The sequence below is a fragment of the Streptosporangium sp. NPDC051022 genome (assembly GCF_040683035.1).
Lineage (GTDB): Bacteria > Actinomycetota > Actinomycetes > Streptosporangiales > Streptosporangiaceae > Streptosporangium.
Genome location: NZ_JBFBCF010000007.1, coordinates 249507 through 271123 on the forward strand (window position 1 = coordinate 249507; position 21617 = coordinate 271123).

13 protein-coding genes are annotated in these 21617 nt (G+C 71.9%); 3 read left to right on the top strand and 10 right to left on the bottom strand.

All coding sequences use genetic code 11. The features are described from left to right. Nucleotides 1–32: 32 nt before the first annotated feature. From AB0N02_RS15660 to AB0N02_RS15670, 3 genes are all read right to left on the bottom strand, one after another. Nucleotides 33–575 carry a DUF308 domain-containing protein gene (locus AB0N02_RS15660; protein ID WP_363946298.1) on the bottom strand — a complete coding sequence of 181 codons (543 nt, stop codon included), beginning with the start codon at nt 573–575 and terminating at the stop codon, nt 33–35. Nucleotides 576–600: 25 nt separating this feature from the next. Then, a complete protein-coding gene (locus AB0N02_RS15665; RefSeq protein WP_363946299.1) occupies nt 601–1044 on the bottom strand; it encodes a DUF1003 domain-containing protein in 444 nt (147 codons plus the stop codon). Nucleotides 1045–1244: 200 nt separating this feature from the next. Then, on the bottom strand, nt 1245–1982 hold the full coding sequence (locus tag AB0N02_RS15670; RefSeq protein WP_363946301.1) for a GntR family transcriptional regulator: 738 nt from the start codon (nt 1980–1982) through the stop codon (nt 1245–1247). A gap of 381 nt (nt 1983–2363) precedes the next feature. Here AB0N02_RS15670 and AB0N02_RS15675 point away from each other — a divergent pair, with 381 nt between their 5' ends. Further along, complete coding sequence (locus AB0N02_RS15675) at nt 2364–2666, top strand: hypothetical protein (protein ID WP_363946303.1); 303 nt, start codon at nt 2364–2366, stop codon at nt 2664–2666. Nucleotides 2667–3006: 340 nt separating this feature from the next. Here the strand turns inward: AB0N02_RS15675 and AB0N02_RS15680 are convergent, their stop codons facing one another. From AB0N02_RS15680 to AB0N02_RS15710, 7 genes are read right to left on the bottom strand one after another with little or no spacing between them, the layout of a single operon-like run. Further along, the gene (locus AB0N02_RS15680) at nt 3007–8595 is read right to left on the bottom strand and encodes an amino acid adenylation domain-containing protein (RefSeq protein ID WP_363946305.1); all 5589 of its coding nucleotides are present in this window, start codon (nt 8593–8595) and stop codon (nt 3007–3009) included. Then, the gene (locus tag AB0N02_RS15685; protein WP_363946306.1) at nt 8592–9860 is read right to left on the bottom strand and encodes a 2-oxo acid dehydrogenase subunit E2; all 1269 of its coding nucleotides are present in this window, start codon (nt 9858–9860) and stop codon (nt 8592–8594) included. The genes AB0N02_RS15680 and AB0N02_RS15685 overlap by 4 nt, the downstream gene beginning before the upstream one ends. Continuing rightward, nucleotides 9853–10827, bottom strand: coding sequence for a transketolase C-terminal domain-containing protein (locus AB0N02_RS15690; RefSeq protein ID WP_363946308.1), 975 nt, complete (start codon nt 10825–10827; stop codon nt 9853–9855). Before AB0N02_RS15690 ends, AB0N02_RS15685 begins: the two co-directional genes overlap by 8 nt. Beyond that, the gene (locus AB0N02_RS15695; protein ID WP_363946310.1) at nt 10824–11741 is read right to left on the bottom strand and encodes a thiamine pyrophosphate-dependent dehydrogenase E1 component subunit alpha; all 918 of its coding nucleotides are present in this window, start codon (nt 11739–11741) and stop codon (nt 10824–10826) included. Before AB0N02_RS15695 ends, AB0N02_RS15690 begins: the two co-directional genes overlap by 4 nt. Then, nucleotides 11734–11964, bottom strand: a complete 231-nt coding sequence (locus AB0N02_RS15700; RefSeq protein WP_363946312.1) for a phosphopantetheine-binding protein — start codon at nt 11962–11964, stop codon at nt 11734–11736. The genes AB0N02_RS15695 and AB0N02_RS15700 overlap by 8 nt, the downstream gene beginning before the upstream one ends. Next, on the bottom strand, nt 11943–13268 hold the full coding sequence (locus tag AB0N02_RS15705; RefSeq protein WP_363946314.1) for a condensation domain-containing protein: 1326 nt from the start codon (nt 13266–13268) through the stop codon (nt 11943–11945). The genes AB0N02_RS15700 and AB0N02_RS15705 overlap by 22 nt, the downstream gene beginning before the upstream one ends. Further along, nucleotides 13265–14713: an AMP-binding protein gene (locus AB0N02_RS15710; protein ID WP_363946316.1), complete on the bottom strand. Its 1449-nt coding sequence runs from the start codon at nt 14711–14713 to the stop codon at nt 13265–13267. Before AB0N02_RS15710 ends, AB0N02_RS15705 begins: the two co-directional genes overlap by 4 nt. A gap of 366 nt (nt 14714–15079) precedes the next feature. Here AB0N02_RS15710 and AB0N02_RS15715 point away from each other — a divergent pair, with 366 nt between their 5' ends. Beyond that, entirely contained in the window at nt 15080–21388 is a 6309-nt protein-coding gene (locus AB0N02_RS15715) for an amino acid adenylation domain-containing protein (protein WP_363946318.1), read from the top strand. Next, nucleotides 21385–21558: an MbtH family NRPS accessory protein gene (locus tag AB0N02_RS15720; protein ID WP_363946320.1), complete on the top strand. Its 174-nt coding sequence runs from the start codon at nt 21385–21387 to the stop codon at nt 21556–21558. The genes AB0N02_RS15715 and AB0N02_RS15720 overlap by 4 nt, the downstream gene beginning before the upstream one ends. The last annotated feature ends 59 nt before the right edge of the window (nt 21559–21617 follow it).

Here is a 21617-nt window from a genome sequence, read left to right on the forward strand (position 1 = left end):
TCCAGGGGGAGGGCGTCGGGTGCCGGAGGGTGTCACGTGGGCTGGGCGGCCGCCTGGCCGACGTTCCTGGGCCGGATCGACGTGATGACGGACGAGACCCCGAACACGATGCCGAACAGGCCGAACACCGAGGCCGGCGACACCGCGCCGATGTCGGGCCTGATGAACAGCACCACGCCCAGGGTGAGGGACACCAGGCCGCCGATCGCCCACATCGCGAGGTCTCCAGCGGTCTGACCGCTGCGGAAGGCCGTCACCACCTCCATGATCCCGGTGGCGAACGCCCAGGCGGCCACCCAGATCGCCAGCACGAAGGCGGTGATCCCCGGCCAGATCAGCACGCCCGCCCCGGCCGCGATGGACAGCAGCGCCGGCAGGATGAAGCCGATCACGGGTCCGGCGCGGTCGCCGGTGAAGGCCCGGCTGAAATCGAGAATGGCCGCCAGGAAGGCGTAGGCGGCGAACAGGACGACAAACGCTCCCACGGTGACGTTGGGCCAGGCCACGGAGACCACGCCGATGATCACCGAGAGGATCCCACGCCACAACAGGGACGTGGACGCCGACTTGAGCATGAGCATCTCCTTCTGCTCGGGAGTGCTACCGGCCACGATCGCCCGCGTCGGGCGTGTCCGCTTGCGTCAATCGACTGCCGTCTCGACGGCCGCCGTTCACCGCGGCGTGGATCTCGGTGGTGAGCCGATGGATGGTCTCGGTCACCTCCGTGTTGTGGCGCAGCTCGAGCTCCTGGGCGTTGTAGTCGTGGTCCGCCTTGCGCCGCGCGAACTCGGCCTGCCGGTTCTGGCCGATCATCACGAAGGTGGACAGGAAGATGGCCTCCAGCGAGACGATGAGCGTGAGCGTCTGCCACGGGCTCTTCTCGATCCAGATCATCCAGACCGCGAACAGCAGCGCGTGGATATAGACGAACCACATCGACCCGGCGAACTTCGTGATGGCGTCGGCGACCCGCAGCTGGCGCTTGTTGGCTCGGGCGGCCTCGGCCGCGAGGAATGCCGGGTGCCTGTTCGGGTTGGTGGGCATCGGTCGGCGCCTTTCCTGTGACGTTTCGGCGGTCGTCACGCTAGAAAGCGCCTGGCGCGGAGTCTTGCGTCGATCGACTGAATCGGATTCCTCCGCTGTGGAGCGAGTGGAACGGCCGCTACCGCGACAGCGTGCGCGACTTCCTGGCTACAGTCGACATCCTGCCCCTGACTCCCGGCTTTGACCACAGGACATCGACGCTAGTCCAGATCGTGGTCGGCGGAGAGTTCGCGGCCGGGGCCGAGGAAGTCCACGGCGTACTCGGTCGCCTCACCGTGCTGGTCCCAGTAGTGGTTGGTCATGGTGAGCACCGGCAGCCCGCCGTCCACCCCGAGCAGCGGGGCGACGTCCTCGGGGACCGGCCTGAGGGCGACGACGTCGCGCCGCCGTACGGCCCGGCGGCCGGTCCTCTCCTCCACCAGCCCGAAGGTCATCGCGGGCAGCGGCTCCGCGACCAGCAACTCGGGTGCGGCCTCGGCCAACTCTCCCGGAAGCCATGACGTCGACAGTGCGACGACGCCCCCGTCGTCGTGGTACGCGCGGCGGCGGCGCACCACGGGACTTCCCTCCTCGATCCCGAGCGCGTCGGCGACCTCCTCGGGTGCCGGGACGAGCTCGGCGCCCAGGATCTCGGCCCGCTCGCCCGGCCGGTAGCCGTTTCCGGTCGCCCGCAGCATCCGGAGCCGGTCGGGTCCGGTCGTGAGCTTCTTGGGTAGAACGGCGAGCGTTCCGATCCCCGGGACCGACTCCGCGTACCCCTCGGCCCTCAGCACGGCGGCGACCCGGGTGGCGGTCGCGGTGGACACTCCCTCGTCACGCATGATCTCCCGCACCGAGGGGATGCGGTCACCCGGACGAATCTCCCCGCTCTCGATCCTCGCCCTGATCCGGGCGGCGATCCGCCGGTACGGAGCCAACGCCTGCGGACTGTCACTCATCACACAACCCCTGTTCTAGTGCACTCTGAATCACCCGTTGACTTCATTGCTGCTCTAGAACACTATAGAGCTGCCTCCAGTCGGAGAACAGAGAGGGTGACCTGCCCATATCGCAGGAAGCCCTGTCGATGACGCGTCGACCGTGGTCCGGGTATCAGAGGCCCGCTACTCAGAACACTCCGCAGGCAGTGAAGCCGCTTTCAGGCGACCGCTCGGAACCACGCAGAAAGCCCGGAATCACACAGAAGCAGGAACGACCAGCCCCGGCTTGCCTAACTCTCGCAGGCCCGGTGGAAAGGAGCACTCGCCATGGAGCGTCACCCCCGTTCCGACCAGTCGCCTGTCCCTCGCGCCTCGGGGTCCGGAGAAGGGCACCGGCACATGGGTCAGAAGCACCCGCACCAGAGCACGCACCCCCTGATCGGCGACCTCCCGCGCATGTTCGCCCTGGCCCAGGGAGCCGACGAGGGGCGCGGCATGACCGAGGAGGATGAGGAGGCGACGAAGGTGGTGGCCTACGGACTGGTGTTGCCGGGCGGTCCGGCGACGACCGTCGGCGCGAACGGCCGTGGCTTCGGTGTGTGGAACAGCGCCCGCAGCGCCGCGCGACGACTCCACTCCGAGCTCGTCTGGCTCGGTGCGGACGCCGTCCAGCCGGGCGACACGGAGACGCTCCCGGAGTGAGGGGATCGACCCCGGAACACTCGCCCTTCGGGACTTCGCGACTTCGAGTTCCTGAGGTCACGGCACGGGACCCGGCAAATGATCTTGGGGTCCTCTTGATTCGCTGAGACGGGCGCGGCGGGACGGGAGGTCCCGGCAAGGGGGTCCGGGGACTCGACCGCCCCGCCGTGCCTGTCTGTTTCCCGGCAGGCGGTGGAACGGACAGCCCGGCTACCCCATGCCTCGTGTCCTTCCTCCCGCCTGCCGGGAGGTCCCCGCCGGGCGCGCGGCGGGGGATCCCCGCCGGGGGCCTGTCTGACGGGAGGTACTCCATCAGGGCCGGCCCGGCGGGGAGTCTGGGTCACACCTCGGTGTTCCTCCTGATCGGGACCACCTCCGCGAGGTTCTCGCGTCGCTTCTGCAGGGTCTGGAAGCCGACCAGGTCGTCGGGGAGCGCGTCCGGCACGTCCACGTCGAACCTGGACAGCGTCCTGGTCCGCATCGCGACCAGCGCGATGGCGGCGATGGCGAACGCGAACAGGATGTACATCAGCCCGACGCCCCGGCCGGGACCGGTGCCGATCACGGCGCCGACCGTGTCGGCCAGCGCGCCTCCGGGCATCATCAGCGGGTCGAAGATCGCGCTGCCGTACGGTGCGACCAGGCCGAAGCCGATGGGCAGCGTGGACCAGGCGATGAGCGTGTTCAGCGCGATGACCCGGCCGTGGAAGCGCTGCGGCACCTTGACCTGGATGATCGTGGCGTAGACGCCGTTGAGCATGGTCAGCCAGAACGACATCCCGAAGACGCCGATCGAGACCACGACCAGGTTCTGCTGGAAGCCGGTGACCAGGCAGAAGACCGACAGCACGAGGGTGGAGAGCATGACGCCGCGCAGCCTCTGCCGCCGGGGGCCGCCCCAGATGGTCATGGCCATTCCGGCGAGGAAGACGCCCAGGCCGCCGAAGAAGGAGACCCGGCCGACGTCGTCCAGGGTGGCGAAGCCCAGGACCAGCGGGGAGATGAGCAGGAACAGCGGGGACAGGAAGATGTTCAGGAAGGCGAAGAAGAACAGCATCGCGCGGAAGCCCCGGACGCCCCAGGAGAACTTCCAGCCCTCGACCATCTCCGCGGTCAGCGACTCCCTGCGCTTCCAGGCCATGGTCTTCGGGAAGGTGACGAAGAGCAGGACCCCGATGGCGAACAGGTAGGAGACGACGTCCAGGGCGAGGATGCCCTCCAGGCCGATCAGGGCCATCAGGCCGACGGCGACCAGCGGGACGATCAGCTGGGCGGTACCGGTGATCATCTGAACGACGCCGTTGGCGTGGCCGAGGAAGCGTTTGGGGACCAGCTGCGGGATCGCCGAGTTGTAGGCGAGGCGCTGGAAGGTGAGCGCCACCGACAGCAGCACGATGAGCGGGTAGATCTGCCAGACCTCGAGGTTGCCGGTCCACAGCAGCACACCGAGGATGAGCTGGGTGCCGAACGCCCCGGCGTCTCCGGCGAGCATGATCTTACGGCGGTCGTAGCGGTCGACGAGGGTGCCCGCGATCGGGGCGACCAGCATGCCGGGGACGAGCGCCAGGACCGAGAAGAGCGCGAACCTGACGAGCGAGCCGGTGGTGGTGTAGATCCACAGCGGGATGGCGAACTCGGTCAGCGACGATCCGACGATCGAGATGAGCTGGCCCGCGGCCACGGTGGCGAACCGCTTCATGCTCGGCTGGGGACCCAGCCGGGTCACGCCCGGTGGAAGGTCGCCTCCGGGCGCGGCTCCGCCCGTCCCTCCGGCGGGCCGCCCGGCGGCGTCCGGAGCCGTGGTGAGCCCCGCCGGGCTGTCCGGAACCGAGACCGACAGGTCGGAGTCCTGCAGCTCGGACAGTTCGGAGGCGCTCAGCGTGGACGTCCCCGCCGTCCCCGCCACCCCCGCCGCCGCCTCCACGGACGCGGTCTCGGGAGCCCCCTGCCGGGAGACGCCCTCGAGCCACCAGGTGGACTGTTCGGTACGGCCGAGCCCCGCGGTCTCCCCCGAGGCGATGGCCCGGTGGGTGCCGGTGACGATGGTGGACAGCTCCGCGGCCCGGTACTTCAGGAAGAAGTGCCCGGCCTCGTCGAGGACGACCACGGCGGTCGAGTCGGTCAACAGGTGCCACTCGCGGAAGCGCTCCTGGTAGAACTCGGTGGCCGGGTCGCGCTCGCCCGCGACGGAGATGATCGGCGCCTTCAGCGGCTCGACGCCCTCCTCGAACAGGCGGGTGAAGTAACGCTCGGCCTCCCTGGTGCCCTTGCGCCGGTTGTCGATCACCAGCTTGAGCTCCTCGCGGCCGAGGTCCTCCACGTCGAGGCCCGCCGCCTGCAGGGCGTTCGCCCAGACCTGGTCGCTGCGCAGCTTGTCGGTCAGGTTCGCCATCCACGCCAGAGCCGACTGCGGCCTGGCGAAGGGGAAGACGCCGCCGAGGTAGATGGCGTCGACCGGCCGGCCGGCCGCCTCGAGGCGCCGGGCGATCTCCACGGTCAGCATGACGCCGAGCCCGCAGTGGCCGTAGAGCGTCAGCGGCCCCTTGATCCCCTTGAGGATCTCCTCGGCGCACCCTTCCGCGACCTCGGCCACCGGGCGGGTCTCCTCGATCAGGCCCATCTCCTGCCCGGGTACGGCGACCGCGTGCAGCGCCCAGTTCTTGGGCAGCGCGTCGGCCAGCGGCTGGTAGATGGCCGCGCTGCCGCCGCCGTACGGCACGCAGACGACGGTCGAGGTGGCGGTGCGGGCCGGGGTGAGGCGGTGCAGGAGCATGCGCGGGCCCGAGTCACCGGCCTCGACGACCTGGGCCAGCTCGCGCACCGTCCGGTACTTGAACAGGTCCAGGATGCTGACCTGGCGCCCGCCTGCGGGGAGAGCCTTCCGCAGGCGGGCGACCACCTGTGCGGCGAGCAGCGAATGTCCGCCCAGGTCGAAGAAGTCGTCCAGCACGCCGACCTGGACCAGCCCGAGCACCGAGGCCCACACCGCCGCGATCGCCTCTTCGACGGGCGTCTCGGGCGGGACGAACCCGGCCTCCTGGTCGGGCCGTTCCTCGTCGGGCTCGGGCAGCCTGGCCCGGTCGACCTTGCCGTGCGACTTCAGCGGCAGCTCGTCCAGCCAGACGAACCGCGCCGGGATCATGTATTCGGGGAGCCGCTCGCCGAGCGTGGCGCGCAGCTCGCTCACACTGGTCTTCTCACCGACGAGGTAGCTGATCAGCCGGTCCTGGCGCAGCTCGACGACGGCGTGCGCGATCCCGGGCAGGCCGGTGAGCACGGACTCGATCTCCGACAGCTCGACCCGGTAGCCGCGGACCTTGACCTGCAGGTCGCGGCGGCCCAGGAAGCACAGGTCGCCGGAGGGCAGCCAGCGGCCGAGGTCGCCGGTCTTGTACATGCGCGCGCCGGGCTCGCCGTACGGGTCGGGCAGGAACCTGTCGGCCGTCAGGCCGGGCTGCCCGAGGTATCCGCGGGCGAGACGGTCGCCGCCCAGGTAGATCTCGCCGATCATGCCGGGCGGGACGAGCCGCAGGTGCTCGTCGAGCACGTAGACCCTGGCGCCGGGCAGCGGCGTGCCGATCGGCAGGTTCAGCGCCCGTTCGGCCGCGCCGGGAGTGACGGCGTGGGTGGAGATGCCGACCGTGGCCTCGGTGGGGCCGTAGTGGTTGACGACCGCGGTGTGCCCGGCCAGCTCGCGGGCCCAGCTCCACCTGGACGCCTCGCCGCCGAGGATGAGCAGCTTGCGCGGCAGCAGCTCGGCGGGGTCGGCGTCGGCGAGCAGCGACGCGAGGTGGGAGGGGGTCATCTTGATGTAGTCGGTACGGCCCAGCCGCTCGGCGATCTCCTCGACCGGGGACTGCGGGTCGACCAGGTGTAGTTCGCCGCCGGTCATGAGCGACAGGTAGAAGATCGTCACGCCGAAGTCGAACGAGAGCGACTGCAGCAGCGTGTAGACCCCGGCCGGTTCGACCGCGAAGCGCTCCCTGACCCCGGCGAGGTAGTTCAGCACCTGCCGGTGCTGCACGCCGACGCCCTTGGGCCGCCCGGTGGTGCCGGAGGTGTAGATCACGTACGCCAGGTTGCCGGGCGTGATCTCGGGCGCCTCGAAGGCGGTCTCCTCCAGGGGCTCGGTGTCCAGGCAGACGGCCGGCGGCGCCGAGTCGCCCGTGACCAGCTCGCGCAGGGAGGAGGTGGTGACGACCACGGCGGCTCCGGAGTCGCCGAGCATGTAGGCCAGGCGGTCGCGGGGCTGCTTGGGGTCGAGCGGCACGTAGGCGCCGCCGGACTTCAGCACTCCCAGCAGGGCCGCCGCCACGTCGACCGACTGGTCGAGCAGGACGCCGACCCGGCTGTCGGAACCGATGCCGTACCTGTTGCGGAGAAGCGCGGCGATCCGGTCGGAGCGGCGGTCGAGTTCGGCGTAGGTGAGGGCGTCGTCCTCGTGGACCACGGCCCTGGCGCCGGGGGTCAGCGCGGCCTGGGCGGTGACGAGCTCGTGGAGCAGGTCGTGGCCGGTGGGGGTGAGCGCGGTGCCGGAGCCGAAGCCCAGGACCCGTTCCCGTTCCTCCTCCGACAGCAGCGACAGCTCCCCGACGCGCGTCCCGGGGGCGGCGACGATCGACCACAGCAGCGTCTCGAACCGGGACGCCAGCAGTTCGACGGTCTCCGGGTCGAACAGCGCGGTGTTGTAGGTGAAGTTGCCGACCAGGCCGTCCGGGCTCTCGAAAAGGTACAGGGCCAGGTCGTAGCGGGTGGTCTTGGCGGGGAGGGTCACGTAGGAGACGCGCCCGTCCTCCTCGCCCGCCTTGTAGTTCTGCAGCGCGAACGTGACCTGCACCAGGGGCGACCTGCTGACGTCGCGGACGACGTTCAGCTCGTTGACGAGCCGGTCGAACGGGAGCTCCTGGTGGGCGAACGCGTCCAGCGCGGTCTCGCGCGTGCGCGCCAGGAAGTCGTCGAACGCCGGGTCGTCCGACAGGTCGGCGCGGAGCACCAGCGTGTTGACGAACATGCCGACGACGCCGTCCAGCTCCGGCAGGCCGCGTCCGGCGACCGGGGAGCCGACCGCGAAGTCCGACTGCCCCGAGTAGCGGGCCAGCAGGACCTGGAAGGCCGCCATCAGCGTCATGTACGGCGTCGCGCCCGCGGCCTTGGCCAGCTCGGTGAGCCGCCCGGTGAGGTCGGCCCCGATCCCGAAGTCGAGGGCGGCTCCCTCGTACCCCTGCTCGGCCGGGCGCGGCCTGTCGGTGGGCAGCTCGATCGCCGGGAGCCCGGCGAGCCTGTCACGCCAGTGGTCGATCTCGCGGCGGTGGTCGCGTCCCCGCTGCCAGATGGAGTAGTCGCCGTAGCCGACTTCGACGGGCGGCAGGGTCTTGCCGTCGTGCAGGGCGAGCAGCTCGCGGATGACGAGGTCGACGGACCAGCCGTCGACGACGGTGTGGTGCGCGGCGAGCAGGAGGACGTGGTCGGCGGGGGCGAGCCGGACGAGGACGGTCCTGAACAGCGGGCCGTGCTCCAGGTCGAACGGGGTGGCCAGTTCCTGGTCGAACAGCTCGACCGCGGCGTCCAGGCCGGCGGCCTCGGTGACGCGCAGCTCGGCGGGGCGGGGTTCGTCGACGACCAGCTCGGGGGTGCCGTCCTCGGTGGTGAGGAAGCGCATCCGCAGGGCCTCGTGGCGGGTGACGATCTCGTCCAGGGCCCGGCGCAGGGCGTCGACGTCCAGCTCGCCGTACAGGCGCACCGCGACGGGGACGGTGTAGGTGGTGGTGCCGGGGCGGTACTGCTCCAGGAACCACAGGCGTTCCTGCGCGTGGGACAGGGGCGGGGTGGTGGCGGGGTCGCGGGCCGTGATGGTCCGGGACTCCTCCCGGCGCCGGAGCCGCTGGGCGAGCAGGGCCCGTTTGGCGTCCGACAGCGTTGTCTCGGTCATTGCAGCTCCATCCGGAGGGCGGCGAGGAAGAGCGCGGCGTCCCTGCCGTTGATCAGTCGATGGTCGTAGGCGAGGCCGATGTTGGCGACGGTTCGCGTCGTCACGGCACCGTCCTCGCCGAGGACGAGTTCCCGCTGTGGTGAGGTGATCGCGAGCGCGCAGACCGTCCCGGGGAAGACGAAGGGGATCGCGAGGACGACGTCGGCGTCGGTGTGCAGGGTGACCGCGATGTTGGCGCCGGTGAGGTCCCGCTCCCTGAAGTCGCCCTCGGTCGCGGCCAGCCGGTACCGCATGAGCGTGTCGGCGATCTCCCGCAGCGACCCGGTGTCGTGGACGACCGGGACGTAGAGGCCCTCGCCCATGTCGAAGGTGACGCCGACGCGCGGGGCGTCGGCCGTGCGGGCCCGGTCCCCGTCGATCGAGGCGAAGAACAGCGGGAACGCCGGATGCAGCGCCGCCACGGCCTGGACGAACAGCTCGGCCAGCCCGACCGGCCTGCGGACCTCCCGGCTCAACCCCCTGGTGCGCTCCAGGGCCGGGCCCACGTCGAACTTCATCGCGGTGTAGGCGGCGGGGATCGTGTCGTGCGAGGTGGTGACGGCTCTGGCGACGGCCCGCTGGACCCGGGACAGCGTGTGCGTCCCCGCCGCGTTCCCCGCTTCGGACGTGCCGTCCGCGGTGTCCGCGGTATCCGTACCGCCCGCGGTGTCCACACCGTTCAGGCCGCTCGCACCGCCTGCACCGTTCAGGCCGCTCAGGCCGCCCGCACCGTTCGAGCCGCTCAGGCCGCTCGCGCCGCCCGTGCCCGCGAGGCCCGCACCGGACGGGGCGCCCGCCGCCCCGGCCAGGCGCTCGACGTCGGCGCGCCGGACGACGGGCAGGCCGAGCGCCTCGACCTGGGCCGCGGTGACGCCCAGCTCCGCCATCAGGGCCCGGGCGGGGTCGGTGATGACGGACTCCCGCGCCGGGAGGGAGGATCCGGCGACCGGCTCCTCCCCCACCGGGGCCGCGTCGCCGAGGACGGGCGCGTCCGGCCCCGGGGTGATCCGGGCGAGGAGCGCCCCGGGGGCGACCCAGGTGTTGAGCGCGGCGACGTGGTGCAGGTAGCCGGGCTCCTCGGCCTCCAGTTCGTCGGCCGCCTTCGAGGTCTCCAGGACGGCGACGGGCTCTCCGGCTCTGACGGGCTTGCCGTCCTCGACGAGCCACTCCACGACGAGGTACTCGGTGTCGTTGTTGTTGAGCTTGGGGACGCGGATGTCAGCCACGCAGGGCCTTTCGTACGGCGTGCCGGATCGTGGACTCCCCCGCCAGGACCTCGTTCTCGAGGTGGGCCGCGGTGGGGATCACGCTGGCCCTGGAGTGGACGAGACGGACGGGACCGCGCAGGCGCTCCCACAGGCGCTCGTGCAGGAGATGGGCGACCTCACTGCCCCAGGTGCCGCCCGCCGTGCTCTCCTCCGCGACCAGGACGACGTCGCCGAGGTGGGGCACCAGCGCGTCGACGTCCAGCGGGTAGAGGCGGGACGGGACCAGCAGCCGGCAGGAGATCTCCTCCTCGAGGATCAGGGAGCGCATCGCGGCCAGCGTCCGGTGCGCCATCCCCCCGGGCGCGACGATCACACAGTCGGGCCGGTCGCCCAGGTCGACGATCGCCAGCTCGCCGTCGCGGCGGACCTGGAACATCGGGTCCACCTGGTCCATCTGCCGGGTGTAGAGAACCTTGTCCTCGAAGAACAGGCACGGCTCGCCCCGTTGCAGCATCGCCGTGAACACGGCGCGGTTGTCGTGGAAGGGCGACATCTCGTACAGCGACAGGCCCGGCATGCCGACGAAGTGCTTCTGCATGCTCTGGCTGTGCGTGGGGCCGTAGCCCCGGCCGCCGCCGGTCGGGCAGCGCACCACCATCCGCAGCGGCAGGCGGCTGCCGTACATGGAGACCGACTTGCTGGCGAAGTTGCAGATCTGGTCGAAGGCGAGCGCGACGAAGTCGCCGAACATGATCTCGGCGACGGCCGTGTTGCCGGTCAGCGCCAGGCCCGCCGCGACGCCGGTCAGGGCGCCCTCGCTGATCGGGGTGCCGATGACGCGCCCGGGGAAGCGGATGGAGAGGCCCTTGGTGATCTTGAAGGCTCCGCCGTACGGGTCGAGGACGTCCTCGCCGATCACGTAGGCGGTGGGGTCGTCGTCCAGCAGCCCGTGCAGGGCCGCGTTGAGGTTCTCCGCGACTCTCACGACGCCTCCCAGCGGGACGGCGGGCGGGCGGCGACCTCGTCGGCGACGGCCTGGACCTCGGCCCTGACCGGCCCGTCGAGCCGGTGGAACTGGTCGGGGTGGTCGCCCGCGTAACGGTCGTACCAGTCGTTGTCCCTGGCGGCCCGCATGGCCTCGGGGGGACGGGTGTCGTCGCCCTTGCTGTGCGGACCGAGCCGGTGGGTCACGAACTCGACGACCAGCGGCCTTCCCGCGCGCACCTCGGCGATCGGGATCTCCAGCGAGGCCCTGATCTCGTTGACGTCGGTCGAGACGACCAGGTGGTGCCGGACGCCGAAGGCGGCGGCCCGGCCCGCGACGGTGCCGGCCATCTGCGAGCTCGTCGGGGTCGACTGGGCGATGCCGTTGTTCTCGACCACGACCAGCAGCGGGAGCCGCCAGAGCGCGGCCAGGTTCAGCGCCTCGTAGACGGCCCCCTCCCCCCAGGTGCCGTCGCCGATGTAGACGCAGGCCAGCGTGCCGGGCTCGGACCGCTTGAGGTGGAGGGCGACCCCGGCGGCCACGGGCAGGCTCTCGCCCTGCACTCCGGTCGACATGTAGCGGTCGCGGTGGATGTGCTGGCTGCCGCCGACACCTCCGCAGACCGCCCCCTCCCTGCCCATGATCTCGGCGAGCAGGCCGTGCGGGTCGGCGAACCTGGCCAGGTAGTGGCCGTGTCCCCGGTGGTTGCTGAAGACGTGGTCGTGTTCGCCGAGCAGCGGGCGCAGCGCGACCGGGACGTACTCCTGCCCGAGGCAGGTGTGCGTGGTGCCGTTCAGCTCGCCCTTGCCGTACAGCTCGAGAAGCTTGAGCTCGAAGTGCCTGACCAGCAGCAGCAGTTTCAGGTCGTCGTCGCCGAGGCGGGACAGACGGAGCCGGTCGAGGGTCTCAGTCATCTCCGAGGGACTCCACGATCCCGGCGATGGTCGGGTTGTCGAAGAAGGCGTCGAGTGAGACCTCGACGTCCAGGCGCTTGCGCATGCGGGCGATGATCTGGGTGATGGTCAGGGAGTGGCCGCCCAGGTCGAAGATGTCGTCGTTGTCGTCGATCGGCGAGATGCCCAGGACTTCCTCCCAGATCTCGCGCACCTGGTCGGTCAGGGTGGTGACGGAACCCATCTCTTCTCCAGAGTTTCGTTCAGGATCTTGTTGATCGGCGTATCGGGGGCCTGTCTGGCGCGTTCCAGAAGAAAGCGCAGGTCATCGGCCACTTTTCGGGCGTCCGAAACCACATCGGGGTCGTAGCGCAAACTGACCACGAGCCCGTCGGGGCCGTCGACGCACTGCAGGTGCAGCGCGCCTCGGACCGCGTGGTTGAAGACCGTCCACTCCACCGAGGCGTCGAGACCGGCGAAGACCGGGTCGGCGTCGCGGCGGGTGCGGTAGCTGACGGAGACGGGGACCAGCGCGGCGTGCGGCCGGAGACGGGGCATCGCGCGGGCCAGCGGCACCTGACGGAACCGGTAGACCTCGCGCAACCCCGCGCGCAGCGCGGTGGCGAAGGAACGGAAGCTCTCCTCCGGGGACGGCTCCGAGGAGACGGGCAGCTCGTTGACGAACAGGCCGATGTGATCGGCCGCCTCCGGGGGCCGGGTGGACAGGTCGACGGCGGTCGTCACCTGCTCGTTGCCGTATCCCAGAAGCAGCACGTGCAGCGCGGCCAGCAGCACCTCGAACCGGGTGAGCCCGGTGATCTCGGGGTCGGCGGCGAAGTGCAGCATCCGGCCTTCACCGGCCCGCCTGGAGCGCAGCGCCCGCCCGAGCAGCACGGTCTCGCCGGGCTCGCGCCAGCGGGGCTTCCAGAACTCCCGCGCGGCGGGGAGCAGCGCGGCCACCCGGTCACGCTCGGCCCTGCCGTGGTCGACGGCGGGCAGCGCCGGCGGCGGCTCACCGTTGTGGAAGGCGGCCAGGTCGCGGACCAGGACGTCCTTGGACTGGCCGTCGAAGACCAGGTGGTGGGCGACGAAGACGAGCAGGTGACGGCCTGGGCCGATCCTCAGCAGCGTGAACCTGGCCAGCGGGCCGGTCTCCAGGTCGAAGCCGCTCAGGATCTCCTCCCGTACGGCCGCCGCCACCCCCTCCTCGTCCGGCGACGGCGGGGAGGCGAGCCGTACGGGGACTCCGGCGCCGGGGACGAGCCGCAGTTCGCCGTCCACCTCGGCGACCACGCTCGTCAGCATGGGGTGGCGCTCGACGACCGCCGCGCAGGCGGCCGTCAGCGCCCCGGTGTCCAGCTCACCGTGCAGGTGGACCAGGAGAGGCATGTGGTAGGCGGTCCCCACGCCCACCAGCTGCTCGGTCACCCACATCCCCTGCTGGGTGAACGTCACCTCGCTTCCGGCACCGTTCGGGGCACCGTTGACGGCACCGTTCGGGGCACTGTTCACGGCACTGTTCACGGTGCCCCCCACAGGGCCGCTCACGAGGCCTGCTCCATGCTCCGGCGCAGGGCCCGCTTGTCGACCTTGCCGCCGTTGTTGCGCGGCAGGACGTCGACGACGGTCACGTGGGCGGGCAGCTCGTGGGAGGCGAGCCGGTCCTTGAGGAAGATCCGCAGCTCCTCGGGGGTGAGCGGGCTCCTGGTCACCATGGCCACGGCGACGACGGTGCCGAGCACGGGGTGGGGCATCCCGAACGCGGCCGCCTCGACCACCGAGGGGTGCTGGTAGACCGCCTCCTCGACGTGGATCGTCGAGACCTTGTAGGCGCCGGACTTCACCACGTCGCCCTCCCGGTCGACGAGGTAGAGGTAGCCGTCGGCGTCGATGCGGCCGAGGTCGCCCATCCGCACCCAGCCGTCGCGGAACGTCCCGCTGCCCGGGTCGCCGTAGTAGGCGCGCGGCGCCGCCGGGGAGCGCATCCAGACCTCGCCGATCTCCCCCGCCGGAAGCGGCTCTCCCTGCTCGGTCGCGATCCTGACCCGTCCCCCGGCGATGGCGCGCCCCACGCTGCCCGGCCGGTCCGGGTCGAACATCATGACCGTCTGGGCCGGGGCCGCCTCGGTCGAGGTGTAGTAGTTGGTGATCGTCGCGTTGGGGAAGGCCACGGTGAGGGCCTGGGCGACGGACGAGGGCAGCGGCGCGGCGGCCGAGCCGAGCAGCAGCACGCTGGACAGGTCGTGCCTGTCGCCGATCCCGGCGTTGAGCAGCTCGATCGCCATCGCGGGGACCAGGAAGACCGTCCCGGCCCGGTACGACTCGATCAGCGCGGCGAAGCGGCCGGGGGTGAAGCGCGGCAGCGTCACCACGGCGGGATGGGCGTCGAGCGCGTTGATCAGCATGGTCTGGCCCGCGTTGGTGCCGATGGGGAACGCGTGGAGCAGATGCTTGGAGTGCGCGAACGGACGCCGCTTGGCGCCGCAGCCGTACGCCAGGTTGGCGTGGGTGGCCGAGACCCCCTTGGGACGGCCCGTGGTGCCGGAGGTGTAGAGGATCTGGGCGAGGTCTCCGGGGGCCGGATCGGCGATCTCATAGGACGTTTCGCTCCGCAGCTCGGCCGGCGTCGCGCTCCAGCCGACCTCGGGCACGGTGAGCCCGGCCGCGTGGACGACCCCGCTCGCACGGCAGTGTTCGAGCATGAAGCGCAGGTCGGCGGGGGCGAGGCGGTCGGAGAGCGGTACCGCGACCGCCCCCGCCGCCAGAACCCCACAGAACGCCGCCGCGTAGTCCGCCCAGTCCGCGTTCCCGAAGACCAGACCGACCCGATCGCCCCTGGCGACACCCCGCGCGACCAGCCCGTTCGCGATCGCGGTCGCCCGCTCGTGCCACTGGAGATAGGTGAGCGGCGCCGATCCGTGCACGATCAGCGCCACTCCGTCGGGATCGCCTGCGGCCCGGTCTCTGAGCAACTGGGGAACGGTCAGGTTCACCAAGTGAACCTCCCATAAAGATCGGATGTATATGAGCCCGACGCGTGCGAACGACCGAGATCACTACAGGAAAGAATCTTTACTATTGAAAACGAGCGCCAGTCTTACATGATCGCCACGGCCACGCAAGCCCTTTGGAAAGGTTGGCCCCGGAAGGACGGGAGCCCCGGCCGCACCGGGCCTTGCGTACCGGAAGGAGAGGTGTAACACTAACCACCCAGAACTAACTGAAAGGTTTCTTTCCAGAAAGAAACCTTTCCCATTCTGTGCTCAACTCGGCAAATATGCGCGGAGCGGGCTTTCGCATACCCACTTCCTGAGCGTGATCTCGTGCATGCGAGCCCGCGGCCGTCGAAGGAGCTCTGCGTGCTTCAGCCAGAGACCATTTCCCCGGGCCAGCCCTGGACGGAGTACCCGCTGTCGTACGGCCAGCAGCGGTTATGGTTTCTTCACCGCCTCGATCCCGGCGACTCGACCTACAACACATCCTATGTTTACAGGTTGAAAGGTCGACTTGACTACGCCGCCCTCGAGGCGGCGTTCACCGCCGTCGCGGCGCGGCACGAGAGCCTGCGGACCCGGTTCCGCGAGGTGGCGGGCGAGCCCCTCGCGGTCGTCCAGCCTCCGGCGCAGATCACGATCGAGCGGCTGACCGCGGAGAACGACGACGAGGCCCTCGCGCTGGTCGCCTCCCTCACCAACACGGCCTTCGACCTGGCCGCCGCGCCGCCCTTCCGCGTCTCGCTGATCGAGCTGGGCCCCGAGGAGCACGTGCTCTGCGTCGTCCTGCACCACATCAACGGCGACGGCTGGTCGCTGAACGTGCTCCGCTCCGAGGTCGCCGCCCACTACACGAGCGGCGGCGCCGCGAGCCTGCCCGAGCTCCCCCTCCAGTACGGCGAGCACGCCCGCGCCCAGCTCTCGGCGGAGACCGAGCTGCGGTGGTGGGTCGAGCACCTGGCGGGAGTGCCTCCCCTCGACCTGCCCGCCGACCGGCCCCGTCCCCCGCAGCGCGGCGGCGAGGGCGGGGAGGTGCACTTCCTGATCGACGCGGACCTGGCCGCCGGCATCAACGACCTGGCTCGGCGGGCCCGCTGCACGCCGTACATGGTGCTGTTGTCCGCCTACCAGGTCCTGCTGGCCCGGCACACCGGGCAGGACGACTTCTGCGTCGGCACCCCCTCCGCCGGGCGCGGCAGCACCGAGCTGGAGACCATGATCGGTTTCCTGTCGACCACCCTGGCCCTGCGGTGCGACCTGTCCGGCGACCCCACCTTCGGCGATCTGCTCAAGCGCACCCGCAAGGTCGTGCTCAACGCGCTCTCCCGCCAGGAGGTCCCCTTCGAACGGCTGGTCGCCGAACTGGACGTGGAGCGCGACCTCAGCCGCACCCCTCTGTTCCAGACCCTCTTCGCCTTCCACACCCACGGCGAGTCCGAGGACCCGCTGCCCGGCCTCGTCGCCACGCCCTTCCCGCACGGCTGGACCAGGGCCAGGGTCGACCTGTCGATGGACCTCACCCCGACCCCCGAGGGCCCCCTGCTCGGCACCGTGATCTACAGCGCCGACCTGTTCGACCGGGAGACCGTCGAACGGATGGTCGCCCGGTTCGGGGAACTGCTGGCCCACGCCGTCGCGGCCCCGGAGACGCCGGTCGGCTCGCTGCCGATGCTGCCCGAGGCCGAGCGCGCCCTGCTGCGCGAGTGGAACGAGACCGAGGCGGAACTGCCGGAGCTGACGCTGGTCGACCTCGTGCTCGAACAGGCCGCCGCGACCCCGGACGCCCCGGCCGTGGACGCGCTGACCTACGCCGAACTGACCCGGCGGGCCGCCGGACTGGCCGGGCGGCTGGCCGCCGCGGGCATCGGCCGGGGGTCGCTGGTCGCCGTCCAGATGGAGCGCGGCACCGACATGGTCGTCGCGCTGCTGGGCGTGGCGATGAGCGGGGCGGCCTACCTGCCCGTCGATCCCGACTACCCCCAGGCCCGCGTCGCCTACGTGATCGAGGACTCGGGCGCGGCCCTGGTGCTGACCGGCCTCGACGACCTGCCGCCGGCGGCGGACGGACCTGCGCCGGACCCGGGCGCGACCGGATACGTGCCGGACCCGGGCGCGACCGGACACGCACCGGCCCCGGGCGCGACCGCCGGGCCCCGGCCCGGCGACACGGCGTACGTCCTGTACACCTCGGGCTCGACCGGACGCCCCAAGGGCGTGGTCGTGCCGCACCGGGCGCTGACCAACTTCCTGCTGGCCATGCGGACGCTGGTCGGCTCCTCCCCGCGCGACACGTGGCTGGCCCTGACCTCGCTGTCGTTCGACATCTCCGCCCTGGAGCTGTACCTGCCGCTGGTGACCGGCGGCCGGGTGGTCGTCGCCGACGCCGAGACCGCGCGCGACGGCGCCCGGCTCACGCGCCTGGTGCGGGAGGCGGGCGTGACCCACGTCCAGGCGACGCCGTCGGGCTGGCGGGTACTGCTCAGCGGCGACCTGCCGCGCGTGGTCGGCCTGACCGGAGGCGAGCCGCTGCCGCCGCAGTTCGCCAGGGAGCTGCGGCCCAGGGTCGACCGGCTCGTCAACGTCTACGGCCCCACCGAGACCACGATCTGGTCCACGGCCTGGGAGGTCCCGGAGACCCCCGATGAGATCGTCATCGGCCGCCCCATCGCCAACACCGTCGTCCACGTCCTCGACCCCGCCGGCGAGCCGGCCCCGGTCGGCGTGCCGGGCGAGCTGCTCATCGGCGGCGAGGGGGTGGCGACGGGCTACCTCGGCCGCCCCGCGCTGACCGCCGAGCGGTTCGTGCCCGGTCCCGGCGGCTCCCGCGTCTACCGCACCGGAGACCTCGCCCGCTGGCGGGGCGACGGCACCCTGGAGTTCCTCGGCCGCACCGACAACCAGGTCAAGCTTCGCGGCCACCGCATCGAGCTGGGTGAGATCGAGGCCGTGCTCGACGCCCACCCCGACGTACGGCAGGCGGTCGTCGCGGTGCGCGGCGAACGGCTGGCCGCCTTCGTGGTGCCCGCCGAGCCGCTCGCCCTGGGAGCCCCCCGGGACCTTCCCGGCGAGGGGGAACGGCCCGGGACCTGGCACCTCGCCGACGACCTCGGGGAGCACGCCGGGCGGGAGCTGCCCGGCTACATGGTGCCCAGCGTGTTCGTCGAGGTCGAGGCGCTTCCGCTGACCCCGAACGGGAAGATCGACCGCAAGGCGCTGCCCGAGGTCGACGGGGCGCGGCAGGCGGTCACGACGGCGCCCCGCACCCCGGCCGAGCGGCTGGTCGCGGGGGTCTTCGCCGAGGTGCTGGGAGTGACGGAGGTCGGCGCCCACGACGACTTCTTCGCCCTCGGCGGCCACTCACTGCTGGCCACCATGGTCACCGCGCGGCTGGCCGCGCTGTCGGGCGTCGAGGTGCCGGTGCGGGAGGTCTTCCTGCGGCCCGGCGTCGCCGGGCTGGCAGAGCTGGTCGCGGACGCCGGGGAGATCACCCCCGGCCGCGAGGACGGTTCCGGCACCGGTACCGGCGGGGACGGCGACGGGCCGCGGCCCAGGCCCGCGGGGACCACGCCGCCGCTCTCCTTCGGCCAGGAGCGGCTCTGGTTCCTCAACCGGCTCGACCCCGGCGACGCCTCCTACAACATGTGCCTGGTCAGGCGGTTGCGGGGGGCGCTGGACCGGGACGCGCTCGCCAGGGCGCTGGACGGCACGGCCGCCCGGCACGAGAGCCTGCGCACCCGCTTCCCCGAGGTCGACGGCGCGCCCACCGTGACCGTCGATCCGCCGGGACCCGTGCCCGTCGAGGAGGTGGACGCCGCCGGCGAGGCCGAGGCGCTGGAGCTCGTCGCGGACCTGACCAACCGGCCCTTCGCCGACCTGGCCTCCCGGCCGCCCCTGCGGGTCACGCTGATCCGGATCGGCGAGGACGACCACGTGCTGTGCGTCGTGATCCACCACATCCTCGGCGACGGCTGGTCGCTCAACCTGATCTTCGAGGAGCTGGCGCACCTCTACTCGGGCCGCGACGCGCTGCCCCCGGTGCCGCTGCAGTTCGGCGACGTCGCCCGCTGGCAGCGGGAGCGTGACACCGGCGACCTGCTGGACTACTGGCGCGACAGGCTCGCCGAGCCGACCCCGCTGGACCTGCCGGTCGACCGGCCGCGCACCGCCGGGGCCGCCAGGCGCGGCGACGTGGTGACCGTCCGGCTTACCTCGGCCCAGGCCCGTGCCCTCGCCCTCCTCGGCAGGCGGCACGGGGCGACCATGTTCATGGTCCTGCTCGCCGCCTACCAGGTGCTGCTGGCCCGGCACACCGGGCAGGACGACATCCTGGTCGGCACGGCCACCGCGGGCCGGGACCGGGTCCAGCTCGAACCGGTCGTCGGCTATCTCAGCGACACGCTGGTCCTGCGCGGCGACCTGTCGGGCGACCCCGTCTTCACCGACCTGCTCCGCGACACCCAGATCGGCGTCCTGGACGCCTTCTCCCACCAGGGCGTGCCGTTCGAGGAGCTGGTCACGGCCCTGCGGGCCGAGCGGGACCTCACCCGCACCCCGCTGTTCCAGACCATGTTCATCCTGCACACCCAGGACTCGGGGCACGACACCGACGCCTTCGCCGGTCTGACGACCACGGCGTTCGAGCACGGCATGCGGCAGGCCAAACTCGAACTGGCGCTGGAGGCCTGGCAGGACGAGCACGAGCTGCTGCTGACGCTGGTCTACGACACCGAGCTGTTCGACCGGCCGGCCGTCGAGGCGCTGGCCGCGCGTTTCCACCTGCTGCTCACCTCGCTGCCCGGCGCCGCGGGCAAGCGGCTCTCCGCGCTGCCGCTGCGCACCGAGGAGGACGACGTCCTGCTCGCCCGGCTCGGCGAGGGGCCGCCGCTCCCGCCGGCGCCCCAGGTGCCCGAGCTGGTGGCGCAGGCCGTAGGGGCGTGGCCCGGCGCCGTCGCGGTGGGCTGCGGGGACCGCACGCTGACCTACGCCGAGCTGGACGCGCGGGCGGACGAGCTGGCGGCGCTCCTGCGGGCGCGCGGCGTCGTGCCCGGCGACGTGGTCGGCGTCCGCCTGGGCCGGACCCCGGACACGATCGCCGCGCTGCTGGCCGTCTGGCGGGCCGGAGCCGCCTACCTGCCGCTCGACCCCGACTACCCGGAGGATCGGCTCGCCTTCCTCGTCGAGGACAGCGGGGCGTCCTTCGTGCTCGACTCCGTGGCGGACTCCGTGGCGGACTCCGTGGCGGACTCCGTGGCGGACTCCGTGACGGACTCCGTGACGGACTCCCTGGCGGACGGAGCCGGTCCCGGCCCGCGCGCCCCGGAGCCCGCGCCGCGCGACGCCGCCTACGTGATCTACACCTCGGGCTCGACCGGCACCCCCAAGGGCGTGGTGGTCGAGCACGAGGGGCTGGCGGCGCGGGTGGCGTGGATGCGCCAGGCCTACGGCCTGCGCCCCGGAGACCGGGTGGTGCAGTTCGCCTCGCTCAGCTTCGACACCCACGCCGAGGAGATCTATCCGGCGCTGGCGGCGGGGGCGCGCCTGGAGCTGCTCCCCGACGGGGGCGTCACGCTGCCCGACCACCTGGACGGGGTGACGGTGCTGGACCTGCCGACGGCCTACTGGCACGCGCTGGTCGACCAGATCGGCGAGATCGCCTGGCCGGACACGCTGCGGCTGGTCATCCTGGGCGGCGAGCAGGTGCACGAGGCCGCGGTCGCGCGCTGGCGGGAGCGGTTCGGCGACCGGGTGCGGCTGGTCAACACCTACGGCCCGACCGAGGCGACGATCATCGCCACCGCCGCCGAGCTGGACGGTTCGCCGGGCCGGCCGCCGATCGGCAGGCCCATCGGCGGCACCCGGGTCCTGGTCCTGGACGGCAACGGCGAGCCCGTGCCCCCGGGAGCGCCCGGCGAACTGTGCGTCACGGGGGCCGGGGTCGCCCGCGGCTATCTCGGCAGGCCCGCCCTGACCGCGCTGCGGTTCGTGCCCGGCCCGGACGGCTCGCGCGTGTACCGGACCGGCGACCGGGCGCGCTGGCGGAGCGACGGGCGGCTGGAGTTCCTCGGCCGCGACGACGACCAGGTCAAGGTCCGGGGCTTCCGGATCGAGCTGGGCGAGATCGAGGCGCGGCTGCTGGCCTGCCCGGGAGTCGGCCAGGCGGCCGTGGCCGTACGCCAGGACACCCTGGTCGGCTACGTCGTCGGCACGGCGGAGGGCGAGGAGCTGGCCAGGCACCTGGCCGCGACGCTGCCCGCCTACATGGTCCCGGCGCTCTGGGTGCGGCTCGACGGCCTGCCGCTGACCCGGAGCGGCAAGATCGACCGGGCCGCGCTGCCCGCGCCCGCGGTGAGCGCCGAGGCGAGGGTCGCTCCGCGCGGCGACGCCGAGGAACTGGTCGCCGAGGTGTTCGGCGAGGTGCTGGGGATCGCGGCGGTCGGCGCCTTCGACGACTTCTTCGCCCTCGGCGGGCACTCCCTGCTCGCCACCCGCGTCATCGCCAGGCTCCGCGCGGTCGTCGAGGTGGAGGTACCGATCCGCACCCTGTTCGCACGGAGCACCGTGGCCGGGCTCGCGGCCGCGGTCGAGGAACTGCTCATCGCCGAACTGTCCGAACTGTCCGACGACGAGGCGGCGCGTCTCGTCGAAACGCCTCACGGAAACGGGGAACCGAGATGAGTCACCACGTCGTGGTCAACCACGAGGAGCAGTATTCGATCTGGCCCGAGGGCCGGGACCTGCCGGACGGCTGGCGCCCCGAGGGCTTCTCCGGGGCCAAGGAGGAGTGCCTGGCCCACATCGACCAGGTCTGGACCGACCTGCGTCCGCTCAGCGCGCGGGAGGCCTGAGATGTACGACGAGTGGATCTGGGTGTCGGTGGACGACCGCTGGAACCACCACCGCGAGG